The organism is Photobacterium sp. 1_MG-2023 (assembly GCF_030547945.1).
Taxonomy (GTDB): domain Bacteria; phylum Pseudomonadota; class Gammaproteobacteria; order Enterobacterales; family Vibrionaceae; genus Photobacterium.
On record NZ_JAUORR010000001.1, the window covers coordinates 110,007 to 126,212 of the forward strand.

15 protein-coding genes are annotated in these 16,206 nt (G+C 54.6%); 4 read left to right on the forward strand and 11 right to left on the reverse strand.

Annotated elements, in window-relative coordinates:
* Positions 1-79: 79 nt before the first annotated feature.
* Entirely contained in the window at positions 80-3,844 is a 3,765-nt protein-coding gene (locus tag Q4579_RS00480) for an AAA family ATPase (RefSeq protein ID WP_303560802.1), read from the reverse strand.
* 33 nt (positions 3,845-3,877) lie between these two features.
* Positions 3,878-5,107: an exonuclease SbcCD subunit D C-terminal domain-containing protein gene (locus Q4579_RS00485; protein WP_303560804.1), complete on the reverse strand. Its 1,230-nt coding sequence runs from the start codon at positions 5,105-5,107 to the stop codon at positions 3,878-3,880.
* A gap of 209 nt (positions 5,108-5,316) precedes the next feature.
* Between Q4579_RS00485 and rdgC the strand changes: the two genes are divergently transcribed.
* A complete protein-coding gene (gene rdgC, locus Q4579_RS00490; RefSeq protein ID WP_303561146.1) occupies positions 5,317-6,228 on the forward strand; it encodes a recombination-associated protein RdgC in 912 nt (303 codons plus the stop codon).
* Between the two features lie 61 nt (positions 6,229-6,289).
* Here rdgC and Q4579_RS00495 read toward each other — a convergent pair whose 3' ends face one another.
* On the reverse strand, positions 6,290-6,775 hold the full coding sequence (locus Q4579_RS00495; protein WP_211647293.1) for an NfeD family protein: 486 nt from the start codon (positions 6,773-6,775) through the stop codon (positions 6,290-6,292).
* Positions 6,772-7,743, reverse strand: a complete 972-nt coding sequence (locus tag Q4579_RS00500; protein ID WP_303560807.1) for an SPFH domain-containing protein — start codon at positions 7,741-7,743, stop codon at positions 6,772-6,774. Before Q4579_RS00500 ends, Q4579_RS00495 begins: the two co-directional genes overlap by 4 nt.
* Positions 7,744-8,081: 338 nt before the next feature.
* Between Q4579_RS00500 and yegQ the strand changes: the two genes are divergently transcribed.
* Together yegQ and Q4579_RS00510 are read left to right on the forward strand one after the other, a co-directional pair.
* Entirely contained in the window at positions 8,082-9,455 is a 1,374-nt protein-coding gene (gene yegQ / locus Q4579_RS00505; protein ID WP_303560809.1) for a tRNA 5-hydroxyuridine modification protein YegQ, read from the forward strand.
* A gap of 578 nt (positions 9,456-10,033) precedes the next feature.
* Positions 10,034-10,288, forward strand: coding sequence for a YfhL family 4Fe-4S dicluster ferredoxin (locus Q4579_RS00510; RefSeq protein ID WP_303560811.1), 255 nt, complete (start codon positions 10,034-10,036; stop codon positions 10,286-10,288).
* Positions 10,289-10,296: 8 nt separating this feature from the next.
* Here Q4579_RS00510 and mepA read toward each other — a convergent pair whose 3' ends face one another.
* The 6 genes from mepA to Q4579_RS00540 all read right to left on the reverse strand — a co-directional run bounded on the left by mepA (position 10,297) and on the right by Q4579_RS00540 (position 14,118).
* Positions 10,297-11,274: a penicillin-insensitive murein endopeptidase gene (gene mepA, locus Q4579_RS00515; protein ID WP_368501945.1), complete on the reverse strand. Its 978-nt coding sequence runs from the start codon at positions 11,272-11,274 to the stop codon at positions 10,297-10,299.
* A gap of 351 nt (positions 11,275-11,625) precedes the next feature.
* On the reverse strand, positions 11,626-11,916 hold the full coding sequence (locus Q4579_RS00520) for a DUF2218 domain-containing protein (RefSeq protein WP_303560814.1): 291 nt from the start codon (positions 11,914-11,916) through the stop codon (positions 11,626-11,628).
* A gap of 59 nt (positions 11,917-11,975) precedes the next feature.
* On the reverse strand, positions 11,976-12,401 hold the full coding sequence (locus Q4579_RS00525) for a prepilin-type N-terminal cleavage/methylation domain-containing protein (protein WP_303560815.1): 426 nt from the start codon (positions 12,399-12,401) through the stop codon (positions 11,976-11,978).
* Complete coding sequence (locus Q4579_RS00530; protein ID WP_303560816.1) at positions 12,385-12,963, reverse strand: hypothetical protein; 579 nt, start codon at positions 12,961-12,963, stop codon at positions 12,385-12,387. The genes Q4579_RS00525 and Q4579_RS00530 overlap by 17 nt, the downstream gene beginning before the upstream one ends.
* Positions 12,960-13,556 carry a PilW family protein gene (locus tag Q4579_RS00535; RefSeq protein ID WP_303560818.1) on the reverse strand — a complete coding sequence of 199 codons (597 nt, stop codon included), beginning with the start codon at positions 13,554-13,556 and terminating at the stop codon, positions 12,960-12,962. Before Q4579_RS00535 ends, Q4579_RS00530 begins: the two co-directional genes overlap by 4 nt.
* Complete coding sequence (locus Q4579_RS00540) at positions 13,543-14,118, reverse strand: Tfp pilus assembly protein FimT/FimU (RefSeq protein ID WP_303560820.1); 576 nt, start codon at positions 14,116-14,118, stop codon at positions 13,543-13,545. Before Q4579_RS00540 ends, Q4579_RS00535 begins: the two co-directional genes overlap by 14 nt.
* Positions 14,119-14,229: 111 nt before the next feature.
* Between Q4579_RS00540 and Q4579_RS00545 the strand changes: the two genes are divergently transcribed.
* On the forward strand, positions 14,230-14,607 hold the full coding sequence (locus Q4579_RS00545) for a type IV pilin protein (RefSeq protein ID WP_303560822.1): 378 nt from the start codon (positions 14,230-14,232) through the stop codon (positions 14,605-14,607).
* Positions 14,608-15,014: 407 nt separating this feature from the next.
* Here Q4579_RS00545 and dnaJ read toward each other — a convergent pair whose 3' ends face one another.
* A complete protein-coding gene (gene dnaJ / locus Q4579_RS00550; RefSeq protein WP_211647283.1) occupies positions 15,015-16,157 on the reverse strand; it encodes a molecular chaperone DnaJ in 1,143 nt (380 codons plus the stop codon).
* Between the last annotated feature and the right edge of the window lie 49 nt (positions 16,158-16,206).

Sequence of the window (16,206 nt, forward strand, 5' to 3'; positions counted from 1 at the left end):
TATGACACTTTTGTGACCCGCCGGCGAAAAGCTTAATGGGATTGCTATTAAACTGTCATCTTATGCTGTTCAAGCCTCGTCAACCTGTGACTTTGACCCGGCTTCGGCCGCCGCCCATTGCCTCGACGGCCACCTGAACGCCAATGCGCTCCACCAGTGTCCCGACATGGGATATCACCCCAATCTGGCGGCCATCAGCCTGCAATGCATCCAGACAGGCCAGTGCCAGCTCCAGACTGTCCGGATCCAGCGTCCCGAAGCCTTCATCAATAAAGAGTGAGCCCAACTGACGGGTATCAGCCGCCAGCGACGCCAGACCCAATGCCAGCGACAGCGACACCAGAAAGCTCTCGCCACCGGACAGGGACTCGACACTGCGCACTTCATCCCCCATATCATGATCGATCACCTGCAGGGCCAGCGGGCTGCCCGGCACGGGCTGCAGGGCATAACGCGGTGCCAGATCCTGCAAATGTTCGTTTGCCAGCAGCACCAGTTGCTGCAAGGTCAGCCCTTGGGCCAGCTTGCGGAACTTATCGCCGGTAGAAGAGCCGATCAGCTCACTGATATTCAGCCAGAGCTCGGTTTGCGCCTGCTGCTGCTTTAACTGCGTGGTCAGTGTTCCCGCCTGCTGCTCAGCCTGTTCGGCCTGGGTCCGTTGCTGACGCTTGCTGAAATGCTGCTCATCCAACAACTGTTTCTCTTCAAGCCACCGGGCTTGGCAGGCTTCCTGCTGAGCTGCCTCCTGCGGGATATCCTGTGCGACAAACCAAGCTGTGGCAGCCGCCACCTTCGGCTGATGCTCTTCGAGCGACTGCTCGCGCTCGGATAATCGGGTCCGGGCATCCGCCTGCGCCTGCTCCAGCGCTTGCAAAGCTGATTTTTCCTGAGCCACCCAGGATTCCTCCCGGCTGAGCAAGGCCACCAGTTCCGCTGCATCCATCCCCAGTTTCTGGTGCCAGTCCAGCCATTGCTGGTGCACCCGCTCAGATTCCGCCTGTGCCTCAATCAACTGCTGCTGAAGGCTGTGCAAGGCCGATTGAGCCGCAGCACAGGCCTCACCGGCCAGTCGCTGCTGCTGTTCACAGGTCGTGACTGCCCGCCGGGCATTTTCAATCAATGCCTGGTGCTGCGCCTCCAATGGCGCAAGTGGTTGCTCACCGACCAAGGCCAGTCGCGCCTGCCACAACTGCTGGATGTCCTGCGACAAAGCAGTCCGTTTCTGTTCTGTCTCCTGATGTTGCTTGTGCAGGTTTTGTCGTTGCGTCTGACTCTGAGCAATACGCGGAGCCAGTTCGTGCAATTGCTTTTCGGTCGTGAGCCGCGACTGCTGCCATTGCCGGTAATCCGCTACCTGCTGATTCAGTTGCAGCAGATATTGCTCCTCACCCAGCTCCCGCAGCCCTGACAACCAGGCTTCCCCACCGAACGGTAAATTCAGCGCCTCTGCCCTGTGCTTCAGCACCTGCTGCTGTTCCTGCTGCTGCTCATCCAAAGCCGCCAAACGTGCCTGTCTGCCCGCTTCGCTCTGATCGAGTTGATGTTTTTGCTCAGCCAGTTGTGAGGCCGCCTGAGCCAGTTGCTGAATCTGCTGCTCCAGTACCCGCCCTTGCCGGATCTGCGTCTGATTGGTTTCATCTTGGTGCTGCAGTTGTTTCATCTGCGGATGAAGCTGTTCGGCTTCCTGTTGCCATCCCTGCCAATGCGTCCGCAGTTCAGCCCCGCTGATATCCGCAGAAAGCGAAATATCCAGTGACAGCGCCTGCTGACAGGCCTGTGCTGCAACCTTGGTGGACACCACCTGAAGACTGGCCAGCTCATCCTGAATCACGGCCAATCGCTGGGCATGCTGCGGCAGCAACTGTTCAAGGTGATGACGCTCCCCCTCCAGTTGCTGTGCAGTTTTTGCCAGTGCCTGACGACGCTGTTGCTGCTGGTCGAGCAGGCTTTCCACCACAGGATGCTGCGCTGCGTAAGGATGATCCGCGCCACCACACAGCGGACAGGGTTCGCCCGACTTCAGCAGACTGCGATAATCGGTCAGTTGCAGCACGGCCCGGTTTTGCTGCAACTGGTAATCCGATTCTTCAATGCGGACATGGATCTGTGCCAGTTCCGGGCTCAGCACCTGGAGTCGCTGTTCGGCCGTTTGCCGGGCCTGATTCAGTTCCTGCTGCTCCTGCGTCAACCGTCCCTCCCGCTCCAGCAGGTTGCTCCATTCCTGCGCCTGAGCCATCAGCTGGCGTAAGCCATCCAATCGTTGTTGCTTCTGACGATATGCTTGCTGACTTTGCGCCTGAGCTGCTTCCAGCGCATGGATATCCAGAGCCGCCAATTGCTGTGTGAAAGCCTGCTTCTGAGTCAGCAGGCGATCGCTTTCCTGATTCAGCGTGCTGCTCTGCTGCTGATAAGCCTGTTGCTCCTGCAATCCGAGCTGACGCTCCTGCCTGATCCGGCTCATCGCCCGGTGAGCACTCAGGTATTGCTTCAGATTATCTTGCACCGACGCATGTTGCTCAGCCACGGCGGCCAGCGCCTGATGCTGTTCCAGCCGGGCAGCAAGCTGCTGGCCTTGCGCTTCATGCGCTTGCTGCTCCGCCTGCAACTGCTGGCAGGTTTCATTTTCCTGATTCAGTTGCTGCTGCAGCGACTGCATTTCCTGCCGGTAAGCCTGTTGCTGCTGTTCCAGACCTTCTTTTTTCTGATCCAGCAGATGGGCCTGTTTCAGTTTGGGCTCAAGCGTCTGCCAGTCCTGTTGGACCTTCAGCAGCGCGGCTTGCGCCTGTTCAGCCGCGGCATCGGCCTGAATCCGCTGCTGCTGATGTCGCTCCAGCGCCTGCTGGGCGGTGACCTGCGATTTTTCCAGCCGTTCGATTTGCAGTTTTGACTGGTTCAGCAGCATAAAATCTGCCCGTGCGGGCTGAGCTTTTTCCAGCTTGGCCAGATACGCGATGCGGGGAGCGGCCTGTTCGCCCTGTGCTTTCGTCTCCGCCAATGCCTGCTGGCTCTGAGTGACCCGCACCTGCAAATCCGCCTGATGCGCCATCGCCTGCTGATGTTGCCCAAGTTCAGCCAATCGTTTCTCGCTGGCCGTCAACTGGGCTTTCAGGTCCGCGATCGCTTCATCCAGTGCCTGTTTTTCTGCATCGCTGAGGAGCGCAATATCCCCCAGCTTTTCCTGCAACTGACTCAGTTTCTGTTTTTCTTCTCGGGCTTTTTCAAAAGCCGCAACGGATAAACGGCCATAGATTTCCCCGCCCGTCATCTTTTCGAGCAGGGCAGCCCGATCATCCGCGCCGGCTTTCAGAAAAGCCGCGAATTCGCCCTGCGGCAGCATCACTGCCCGGCGAAACTGATCGAACGTCAGGCCAATTAACCGCTCAATTTCTGCCTGAACTTCCTGTTTCTTCCCCGCAAACCGCTGGCCAGATTCAAGATTTTCCAGCCACTGCTCCGCAGGCTGAATCCGCCCTTCCGCGTTGCCTCGGGCCCGTCGCACCTGCCAGCGTGCCCGCCATTGCGTGCCGTCATTGGCCTGAAAGTCCACCTCGGCAAAAGCTTCTGCCTTGCCCCGGGAAAGGATACTGCGAACGTCATTGGCTTTGAGGCGGTTGTCATCTTCACCCCGGCCAATCTCTGCATCGTTCTTTTTATTGGATTGCAGACGCGGCATGCGGTCGTACAGCGCCAGACAGACCGCATCCAGCAGAGTAGATTTTCCGGCACCGGTTTTTCCGGTAATCGCAAACAGACCGGCTTCCCCCAGCCGCCCGTTGGCAAAATCGATCTCGAACTGTGTTTGCAGGCTGGCGAGATTTTCGCCTCTCAAAGCCAGTATTTTCATGATAAGTCAGCCTTAGAATTCGGAGTCCGGGGGTTATTCATCTTCAACCTGTGTCAGCAACTGTTCAAATGCGTCACGCATGGCATCTGAAGGCTGACCGTCATATTTCTGCTGCCAGCTCAGGGCAAACACCTGCTGCGGGCTGACTTCCGACAATCGCTGGTGCGCCAGCGAGGGAGCGTTGTCCTGCTGCTGATAATGCGGGGTGATTTTTGCCAGCCGGACCGCTTTGCCTTCCAGCGCCTGCATGACTTTCTCGCGCAGCATCGCCTGCGGCTTTTCGAGCAGCACTGGCACTTCAAGAAACGGTTGGGCTTCACGGGGATGCTCATCCAGCTCAAGCGATGTCAGGACTTTCAGCACCGCTTTGAGTGGCTGTGGCTCCGCCGGCACTTTCAGCATCTCGACGGTTCTGGGCACCGGAACAGGCCGGATCTCGGACAGACGTTCGCCGTCCGTTTCCAGTAACACCACCTGATGCTTGTAATGACGCTCTGACATCGACAAAGGCAATGGCGAGCCGCAATAGCGAATGTGCTCTTGTTTCGCCACCCGCTGTGCGAGGTGCAAATGGCCGAGCGCGGCATAACAGAGTTCTTGCGGGAAAATCGACGCAGGCAGGGCGTGCTGATTACCACCCAGCACCCGGCGCTCCGACATCTCAGACAACTGACCCGAGGCCATATACACATGACCCATGCCAATCAGTGCCTGACCTGGCTCACGCTTTTGGATCGCAGCCGCTGTCACCTGCTGATACAGGGTTTCCACGCCTTTGATCAGGCGATCGTCTGTTTCGGTTAAGTCTTCGGTACGCAGGTCGCTGCTGCGCAGAAAAGGCACCGCCAGCACCCAGGCCGCCGTGTTTCCGGCAGCGTCGGTCAAGGGCACCAGCAGCCGCTCCATCTCCAGCTGCCCCTGGTCATCCCGGCTGATCCCGCCGACCAGATGCAAATCAAAGGCTTTCAGCAATTCATGAGGGGCATCCAGTTTGCTGGGCGAATCATGGTTGCCGCCCGTCATCACAACGTTCAGTTTGGGCAGGGTTTTCGCCAGCCGGGCCAGAAACCGGTACAGCATCCGCCAGGCACTGGCGGGCGGGTTGGCGGTGTCAAAAATATCTCCCGCCACCAGCAACGCATCGGCCTGCTCTTGTTCGAGGGTCTCTGCCAGCCAGTCCAGAAACTGCTGGTGCTCGTATTCCCGGGGATAGCCGTGCAACTGATGTCCGAGATGCCAGTCTGAAGTGTGAAGAATTTTCATGCCGATCCTGTCTGTGCCGGTTGGATGCTCAAATGAAACAGAGGCCGATTGTACCTCAGCCCGTCAGACACCGAGCACCCAATCGAAAAAAATGCGACAAAATCGTGCGGATCAGACCGCCCATGCCGGACTGCGAACCTAGCATCTTGGGGCAGCTTGGGTATAAGATTGTCCCCCAATGCACAAACCTAGGATCTGTCACTACTATGCTGTGGTTTAAAAACCTGCTGACTTATCGCTTCAGCCGCGAAACCGAAATCAATCCGGATCAGCTTGAAAAACAACTGGAAGAGTTCCGCTTCACGCCTTGCGGCAGCCAGGACATTCAGAAATTTGGCTGGGTTTCCGCACTGGGCAGACACGGCGATATGTACACTCATGTGGCCGGTGACAACATTCTGATCTGTGCCCGGAAAGAAGAGAAAATGCTGCCGGCTTCTGTGATCAAAGACTCGTTGAATGCCAAAGTTGAGGCGCAGGAAAAAGAACAGGGCCGCCAGCTGAAGAAAAGCGAAAAAGACACCCTGAAAGATGAAATCGTGATGGATTTACTGCCGCGTGCTTTCAGTCGCCAGAGCCACACCTATGCGCTGATCATGCCCGCTCAGGGACTGTTGCTGGTTGATGCGGGCAGCTTTAAGAAAGCCGAAGATCTGCTGGGTCTGCTGCGCAAAAGTATCGGCAGCCTGCCGGTTGTTCCGGTCACCACAGCGAAACCTGCGGCACAAACGCTGACGGAGTGGGTGCGCTCAGGGGAGTCACCGAACGGCTTTACCGTGGGTGAGGAAGCCGAGCTGAAAGCTGTGCTGGAAGATGGCGGCGTGATTCGCTGCAAGCAGCAGGATCTGAGCAGTGATGAAATTCTGGCACACATTGAAGCCGATAAAGTCGTGACTAAACTCGCAATCAACTGGCAGGACCGTCTGGATTTCGTGCTGGGGGATGATTTGTCGCTCAAGCGTCTGAAATTCTCGGATGAACTGAGAGAACAAAACGACGATATTGACCGTGAAGATATGGCACAGCGTCTGGATGCGGATCTGTCGCTGATGTGCGGTGAACTGTCTGCGATTTTGCCGAATCTGTTTGAGGAAATGGGCGGGCTGGAAGAGCGCGTCTGATCGTTCAGACAACCGGATTCGCGGAACACACCTCCCCCTGTTCAGGGGGAGGTCATTCAGATTAATCCAAATGTCGTGGCATGACAGTAAAACGGCCAACATCGACGGCGACCACTTCCACTTCCTGCCCTTTTTCGACCACATCTCCCTGATAATCATGACTCAGCACCAGCGTCCAGCTGATGCCTGAATATTTCACAGTACCCTGCTGTTCATGACTCAAAGGGGCATCCAGCCTGAACTTCAAACCAATGAAATCGCTGCTGGTATTTTGCGTCGGCCGCTGTGCTCGCTGCGAACGTTTCATCGGCTTCCACAACAGGAACGTCAGCAACCCGGCACCAATCCCGCTGACGCTGGCCAGTGCTGTCAGGGTTTCCGGAACCACGCCAACCAGCGCCAGAGTACCGGTCAGCACCGCTGACACCCCCAGCGCCAGCAATACGATGGTCGATAACCCCAGCATCCACACTTCCACTGCCAGCAGGATCAGCCCGACGACAATGGTGAATTGCGCAGGACTGAGGCCAAACAGGTCATTGATCATGAATGCTCCTCAACTGGCGACTGCGGCTGACCGCCTTGCTGTCGATTCAGCTGATGAATGATGGTCATGGCTTCTGCCACCACATTGGTTGCAGAGGCATTGCTATCTGGCAGCAGAACCACAGAAGATTCTTTCGCAATCGCAGCTTTGGCCTGAATGGCTTTGTCTGCCAGATCCAACTGAATCGCTTTCTGGCCTTCTGCCGTCACAGCCACCCGGCCCACAATGGACAAGGCATCCGCTTCAGCTTTTGAAACCGCCAGAATCGCCTGCGCTTCACCTTCAGCTTTCAATACCTGCTCGGCTTTTTCTGCCTCGGCCGCCAGGACGCGAGCCTGCTTCATCCCTTCTGCGATGTTGATTTCACTCTGGCGCTTCCCTTCAGATTCCAGAATGACCGCACGCTTTTCCCGCTCCGCTTTCATCTGACGCTCCATGGCATCCAGTACAGAGCGCGGTGGCTCGATATCTTTAATTTCATAACGCAGCACCTGAACACCCCATGGCAGCGCCGCATCATTAATCGCTGAAACTATCGCCGTGTTCAGGTTTTCACGTTCTTCAAAGGTTTTGTCCAGATCCATCTTACCGACTTCACTCCGCATCGTGGTCTGAGCCAGCTGAGTGACCGAGAAAATGTAATCATCGACGCCATAACTGGTTTTGTACGGGTCAATCACCTTGAGATACAGCACGCCATCCACAACCAGCGAAATGTTATCTTTGGTAATGGCAGACTGACTCGGAACATCATAAGCCTGCTCTTTCAGGGTTTGCGAATACGCGACACGGTCGATCAGGGGCACCAGAAAATTCAGACCCGCTTCCATGGTCTTTTGATATTTGCCAAAACGCTCCACCACAACCGCAGTATTTTGCGGCACAAACTTAATCGCCGAGCGAAGAATAATAATCACCAGGATCGCCAGAACGACCCAGACACTGAACACAGACGAGATATAATCCATTCTTAATTTCCAATGATATGCAATAGGTTAAACAGTAAGAAAATAAACCAGTTTCGCTCATATTCATATAGACGACCAAAAAATTATGATACTTAGCAATCTCGCCGTAAACCCTCGCCCGATAGGGCGGTGAGAAGTCACCTCACATCACGATGTCTCCTGATTGCAGAAATGGGCCAATAATACCCTTAAAAAATCCCAGGCTATTTGCCAGCGCATGCGCTTCGCAGTAAAATCCGGGCCTCTGTTTTTCCGTCTCCCATGACTTCACAGCACAGTGAACAGGAGTACGGCCTGATCTGACATCAGACGTTGACCCAAAAGGGGAATCCCGAGTTATGTTTAAACCTGAATTGTTATCGCCTGCCGGCAGCCTGAAAAATATGCGATATGCGTTCGCTTACGGTGCCGACGCCGTTTACGCGGGTCAGCCCCGCTACAGCCTGCGTGTCCGCAACAATGAGTTCAACCATGAGAACCTGAAAATAGGGATTGATGAAGCCCATGCGCAGGGGAAGAAGTTCTATGTGGTGTGTAACATTCAGCCCCATAACTCGAAACTGAAAACCTTTATCCGCGATCTGACTCCGATTATCGACATGGGTCCGGATGCACTGATCATGTCTGATCCTGGCCTGATCATGATGGTTCGGGAGAGTTTTCCGGACATGGCGATCCATCTATCCGTTCAGGCCAATGCGGTGAACTGGGCCACGGTCAAGTTCTGGGAAACCCAGGGGATCGAGCGGGTGATCCTGTCGCGTGAGCTGTCCCTGGAAGAGATCGAAGAAATCCGCGCAAAATGCCCGAATACCGAGCTGGAAATTTTCGTCCATGGCGCGCTGTGCATGGCCTATTCCGGTCGCTGCCTGCTGTCCGGTTACATGAACAAACGCGATCCGAATCAGGGCACCTGTACCAATGCCTGCCGCTGGGAATACAAAGCCGAAACGGCCACAGAGAATGACGCGGGTCAGATTGTGGAAGTTCAGGCAGCCAGCGCGGCGGTTCAGATGCAGGACGTTGCGCCAACGCTGGGCGAAGGGAAACCCACGGATCAGGTGATGCTGCTGAGCGAAAGTCACCGTCCGGATGAGAAAATGGCCGCATTCGAAGATGAACACGGCACTTATATCATGAACTCAAAGGATCTGCGTGCTGTTCAGCATGTTGATCGCCTGAGCAAAATGGGCGTTCACTCCCTGAAAATTGAAGGCCGGACCAAGTCTTTCTATTACTGCGCCCGGACGGCACAGGTCTACCGAAAAGCCATTGATGATGCGGCTGCCGGAAAACCATTCGATGAAAGCCTGATGTCCACGCTCGAAAGCCTGGCACACCGCGGCTACACCGAAGGATTCCTGCGCCGTCATACCCATGATGCTTATCAGAATTATGACTACGGTTATTCGATTTCCGACAGCCAGCAATTTGTCGGTGAGTTCACCGGCAAACGCCGAGGTGAACTGGCAGAAGTCGAAGTCCGCAACAAGTTCTTAGTGGGCGACAGTCTGGAGCTGATGACACCGAACGGGAATGTGATTTTCAAACTGGACCACATGGAAAACCGTAAGTCAGAGTCCATTGACGATGCCAAAGGCAGCGGCCATTTCGTCTTTATTCCGGTTCCTGAAGCGCTGGATCTGTCCTTCGCGTTGCTGATGCGTCAACTGAATGACGGCGCCACAACCCGAAACCCAACCGCAGCTTAATCCAGATCAGACCACCGTATTGCTGCAGTGATGCAATACGGTGGCTGATTAACCCTTCACCGTGACATTCGGGATGTCCGAGCACTTGATCGGAATCGTGTACCGCACACCCTGTTGCATCATTTCCTGCTGACAGACTGGTTCAGTCGTGATTTCAGTCCAACCCCACCCCAGTAAGATGGAGACGACGATTAAGGCTATGGGGTCTAATCTCACCTTCATTAACCACTTCCCCCGTAAAATTCAGGAATCACACAGCACCCGGCATTTCAGGCGCCCACTTCAATGTTGATGCCAGCTCACCAGGATCAGTTGATCCGATTGACGACAAACAGCCCGGCATCCGCATTGCTTGAACACATATGATGTGCGGCTATGAGGGAAATAACGTTAAATCAACGGGACACCTGGGTTTCCTGACACGATCAGGGCTATATTCCCCGTTTTATTTGGCGTTCACGACTTCTGTGCTAGACTTTGCGGCGCTGTATCTCCTTTCATTTTTTGGGGGCATATCACAAAGTGCACCGATCACTTGCCCTCTTCCTAACGCATTGAATTTACGCGGAAGTAACACGATGGCCTTACTCATTACCGACAAATGCATCAACTGTGACATGTGTGATCCTGAATGTCCGAACGATGCGATCAGCATGGGCGATGATATCTATGAGATCGACCCGGCACGTTGCACGGAGTGCAAAGGTCATTATGAGAAGCCAACCTGCCAGTCGGTTTGTCCGATCACCAACTGCATCATCCTCGATCCCGACCATGTCGAAACCGAGGAAGCATTACTGGAAAAATTCGTCGTCCTGCAAGGCATGGCTTAAACGCAGATTTACTGCGCCCGTTGCGAGGATTGGCGTATCGGCTCACCGGCAGCGTAGTGGTCCTTGTCCTGCGTCTCGACCGGGCCATTCAGCATGGCCATACATCCCGGGTGCTGTACCGGGATCAACGGTGGCCGTTTTTTAGCAGGCTTCGCAGCCGCGACTTTGCGTTCTGATGCGGGTTTCGGCTTCCAGGACGCCAGTTCCGCGCCACAGCCATCCCCCGATGGAGGCGGCCGCTGTTCTTTACAATCCCGGTTGCCCTGCGGGCAATGCAGCCGGACATGGAAATGATAATAGTGCCCCCACCAGGGACGTACTTTTCTCAGCCAGTCTCTGTCGGTCCATTGCACAGCACAGAGTTGTTCCTTGATCACCGGATGCACAAAAATCCGGGCCACACGCTCATCTGCGGCCGCCAGTTGGATCAGGTTCGCCTGATTTTCAGACCAGTTCTCAGGAAGAATCCGGTAAGCTTTCAGATCCACCATGGGCAAGGGTTGAAGCGACGACAGTTCTTCCTCTGTCGCCGGCTGCGCCAGCGTTGTCAGCCAGATATCGGCATCCAGTCCGGTTTGATGACTGGCATGTCCCGAACGGAACCGCCCGCCTCTGGGCATGGCAATATCGCTGACCAGTAAGTTCCCCAGCTTGAGCTTGTGCGCTTTGCCCGACAATTCTTCCAGAAACGCAATCATGCTCTCGTGACCATAATATCGGCCCCGCTCAGCCCGTACCCGCTGATATCCCTCTCCCTGTGCCGGTAACACAGAAGCCCCCGCCAGACAGCCATTACTGTAACTGCCAATCGCCTGAGGCTGAGCTGTGGTTGGATGTTTAAACTTTTCCCAGGGGGTTGCCCCGGCAGAGAGCGGCATCAAGGTTGTCAGGCAAAAGAACGCCAGCCATCGTGACGGTTTGCTGAATGGAAGGCAATGCCAACGCAGCCTGCTTGAAGCCCAATGCAAGACGGCATACTGGTTCATGAAATAAAACACCGGATGTCACCCTGTAATAAATTTGAGATATTCATCACACAAGTTTATACCATCCGGATCATTTTACTGTGGGAATCATTAATCCTGATTTGCTGTTCCAGACAGAAAGTCGTCAGCACATTCCTCCCACCGGTTGCCAGAACATCCTCAACCCGGCGCGAGAAACGGACAGGTACAGCATTCGAAGGTAAGTGCACCTCAGTGCTGTACGGTTTTTCCGGTAAAAGGATCGCTATAACCCAAAAGAAAATAACCTATTGATTTATCAAAGATGTGCAGCATGTACAGCTTTTTGACTATTGGAACCCCAAAGCTCAAAAAGCTGATCATTTCTAAACTTTATTCAGCAAGCCCCCAAATCAAGACAAGGTCTTCACGCCGGGCAAACCGATCAAAGTGAGATTTCACAATTTCTTTCACCACGGCCAGGGCATCGTCAGTGTCTGCCCGACAAGCAATCGTCAGCGAAGATAGGGTCGCGTTAAATTCGCATGTGCCCATATCAAAAAAGACCTTCCCCTGTGTATCGTTCCATTCTGCCTCCACCTTATGATTGAAGTGTTTGCACAAGTGGCGCAAATACTTACTGCCATCCGGTGTCTTCAGGATTGTTGTTTCGATTCGTTGCATGATGGCCTCCCAACCATTCTCAATTCAGAGGGCACTTATATCAGAAATGAGAAGTATTATCATGGTGATTCATTCCGGTTTGAGAGCCCGGCGAGGGAATCAGGAAAATAGTGTTCCGTATATATTTCAATATGATGCCCTTGTTGCCATCGGTCCTGCCACGCCACGGAAACACCGATTCGGTATAGTCCATTTCTTCCCGGCTGCGGATGAATCACCTGTGTGATTTCAATCTCAGTGCCCCGGATGCGCAACGCCTCCCGGCTGCCGGAGATCGATTCTGGCTGACGAGCCAACACACGCTCCAGCCTTGATTCTGCAAGCGTTACCGCAGACAGCGTGACCAATGCATTGTCGGCCTGAAGATTCAGATAAGCCTGAAGCTTCATGAGTCCGGCTAGCCCCACACTCACCAGTACCATTGCCACCAGCACTTCCAGCAATCCACCGCCCTTCTGATGATTTGGATTACGCCGGAAAATCATGCCAGCTCCCCGCCCGCCATTTCAGGACAACCCTGTCCCCGTCGCTCACCGACATTTCTGCCGTAAACCGCTGACAATCCCCGGCTCTCCCGTTCTGACAGAGCCATAAAAATGCCTGATAACCCAGCCGGACGCGGGCTTTTCCGGCAACCTTCGCTTCTGCCGTGATCTGATAACCGCCTTCGCCCAGTGCACGAATCCAGACTTTACGCTGTCTGTGCTCTGATTCCTGCTGACAGTGAACCACTTGTTTCGGCTGATGACTGACAGATTTCAGTTCTGGCAATGTCGTTGGCAACCGGGTCTGAATCATGCCATGAAGCCATTCGAAGCCACACGCCAACCCACCTTCAGCCAGCCAGTGCGCCTGCCGGGATAACACTGTATTTTGTGCCCGCTTCACCTGATAAAGCGTTGTACTGTACCGGCTCATCACAAACATCATCGCGACAGCCAGCACGAGTCCGGTCATCAGTAAAGTTGCAACCCCATATTGGTTTTTCAGCGCTTGCCTGTATCGCCAGGTGATGGCGACGCCTGAGCATTTCTGGTAATCCCTCATGAATTACGAACCCGCAGCGTCATGCGCTCCCGGTGAGTCAGCGAGCCATCCTGCGCAGTCACAGCCAGACTCAGCGTCAGGTGCTGAACGCCTCGTCCATCGCGTTCAGTCCATTCAGACCGCACCTGCCAGTCCGTCACCCGCATCCAGCGGGAATCCAATAAAGATTGCCCGCCCTGACAAGCCATTTCCGGCACAGGAAAACTGACCGTTGTCGAGCGGAGCCTCAGCACATCGCCATCCCGGTAATAGGCTTTAGTCACCCGCGTGTCTGCCAACGCATAGTGCAGCACGACGCAATCCCCGTCAGACACATACACCACGGGTTCCTGTGTCCCATGCGCCGCCCGTTGCGCCGAATCGCTCCGGTAGCCTGCCCGGCGAATATCGCCCGACAGCATCCGCCAGGTATCCTGAACATCCTGTGCAAGAATCAGTGCGCGTGTCTGACTGAGTGCAGCCTGCTTCCCGGCTACCAGCAGGTGGATCAGCAGCGACAACACCATCAGACTCAACGCACTGGCAACCGCCATTTCCACCAGACTGAAACCGGCCTCAGCCCGGCCGGAACCTGGCGCGCTAACAGGCGGCATAGTCAGCGAATGTCCGGGAAGCACAAACATAAATCCGCCCGGTCACATTACTGAAAGTGATCCGGACAACTTCGTCTTGACCCGACTGACGAACATACAAGCTCCCGGCGGCATGCGGGCGGCCCGTCAGGGGATCAAGCGGCACCACTGCCTCTGAAAAGCTCCGGCTGAGTTGCAGCGCCGGATACCCTTCCCCAGACAGTGTTTTGAGCAGATTTTGTTGCGTGGCTGAATTCACGGCGATCTGCCAGTTGGCTTCGGCTTCTCGCCCGGCGGACGCCACATGATGAACACCTCGCATCACCAGCTGAACGGGCTCTCCCCGCATCACAGATTCTGATTTCGCCTGCACCAGCAACCACTCCAGTTCGGTGACCAGCCGCTGAAGCCGCTGCTGAGCCAGCATGGCTGAAAATGAAGGCACAACCGACATCGCGAGGATCATCATCAGCGTCAGCACAAGACTCAGCTCAAGCAGCGTCAATCCCCGTTGCCTCGCAGATCGCTGCAAAGCTACGCCGCGCAGCCCAGCCGTTTTTTGTGTCGTTTCCCATTCTGCCAAAAGTGCTTCTCCTGCCATCGATATTCTCTGGCGCACATCTTGGCAAAACCTCAGGATATGGCAGCAGGAAACGGGCCCGAAAGAGAGATCAATCGAAAGGAAATCAAACACATGAAACAACACCGTCAGCTAGGCGTGACTCTGATCGAAATGCTGATTGCGCTCGGCCTCATCGGGATTCTGGCCACAATCGCTTATCCGGCTTATCAGACACAATTACAGCAAGCCAACTTCAGACAGGCGCAGGCCGATCTCATCATGCTGCACTTATCGATTGAGCAGGCGCTGACACAAGGCAAAGCAATCCCCGGAGCACTCTCGCCTGAGCTCTGCCCGGCCTGTCGTTTTGAAAACCCTGATTACAGGTATCGGCTGGAAAATCTTCAGGGCAGCTACGTCCTTCGGGCAGAAAGCGCGGAGATTGCGCGTCCATGCGCTCAATTAACCCTGAAAGCAGACGGCACATCGCTGCCGCCCTCGTGCTGGTAATACCAATCGCAGTAAATCACTGGTCATCCTAGCTTGCTAAAATGTTCGATCACTGCGTTAGATTTTTTGATTGTAGAGTAACGACTTATCTAAAAAATCCGCCTTGTTCTCAAACATTTTTCCGACGCTATTTCTGATCATTGACTTATACCAATCGCAGTAAATAACTGGTCATCCTAGCTTGCTAAAATATTCGATAACTTCGTTAGATTTTTTGATTGTAGAATAACTACTTATCTAAAAATTCGCCTTGTTCTCAAACATTTTCCCGGCGCTATTTCTGATCATTTACTTACTTTGATTGGTATTACTTTGATTGGTATAAGTCCTGAAGAAAAAACAGATATAAAAAAGCCGACACATCAAGTTGAAGTGTCGGCTTTCAGTATGACCAATCAGGCGGGCGATTAGCCGGTCAGATCATCAAAGAATTTTTTCACACCGTCGAAGAAACCTTCAGAGCGGGGCTTATGCTTTTTGGCATCAGAGCCTGTCAGCGTTTGCTCGAACTCTTGCAGCAATTCCTTCTGTCGGGCACTCAGATTCACCGGGGTTTCCACCACCAGCTTACAAATCAGGTCGCCCACAGCGCCACCGCGCACCGACTTCACCCCCTTGCCGCGCATCCGGAACATGCGTCCGGTCTGCGTTTCAGAAGGCACCTTCAGGCTCACCCGGCCATCCAGCGTCGGTACTTCAACTTCACCGCCCAGTGCAGCCATGGTAAAGCTGACCGGCACTTCGCAGTACAGGTTGTTGCCATCGCGCTCGAAGATCGCGTGCTTCTGCACATGCACCTGCACGTAGAGATCGCCGGCTGGTGCGCCGAATTCTCCGGCTTCACCTTCACCATTGAGGCGAATGCGGTCACCGGTATCCACACCGGCTGGGATCTTCACAGACAGGGTCTTGGTTTCCTGAACCCGGCCCTGACCATGACACTTACCGCAAGGGTCGGTGATGATCTTGCCACGACCATGACAGTGCGGACAGGTTTGCTGAACGGCAAAGAAACCCTGACGCATCTGCACCTGGCCGGAACCATGACAGGTTCCACAGGTGGTTGGCGATGAACCTTTCTTCGCACCAGAACCATCACAGGGTTCACAGTTCACCAGAGTCGGAACGCGAATTTCCTTGGTACAGCCACGAACGGCTTCTTCCAGGGTCAGTTCCATGTTGTAGCGCAGGTCAGCACCGCGTTGGGCACGCTGGTGTCCGCCACGGCGACCACCGCCACCAAAGATATCCCCAAAGACATCACCAAAGATGTCACTGAAATCCGCGCCGCCGCCGAAGCCGCCACCGCCGCCCATACCGCCTTGTTCAAAGGCTGCATGGCCATACTGATCATAAGCCGCTTTTTTTTGCGGATCCGTCAGTATTTCATAAGCGGTTTTCACTTCTTTGAACTTTTCCGCCGCTGTCTCATCACCAGGATTACGGTCCGGGTGGAATTTCATCGCCAGACGTTTATAGGCCTTTTTGATGTCACGCTCACCGGCGTCACGGCCCACGCCTAACACTTCGTAAAAATCACGTTTTGACATAGTTAAACTGTCACCTGCCTCATACAGCTACGGGCGTAAGAGTTCCCCC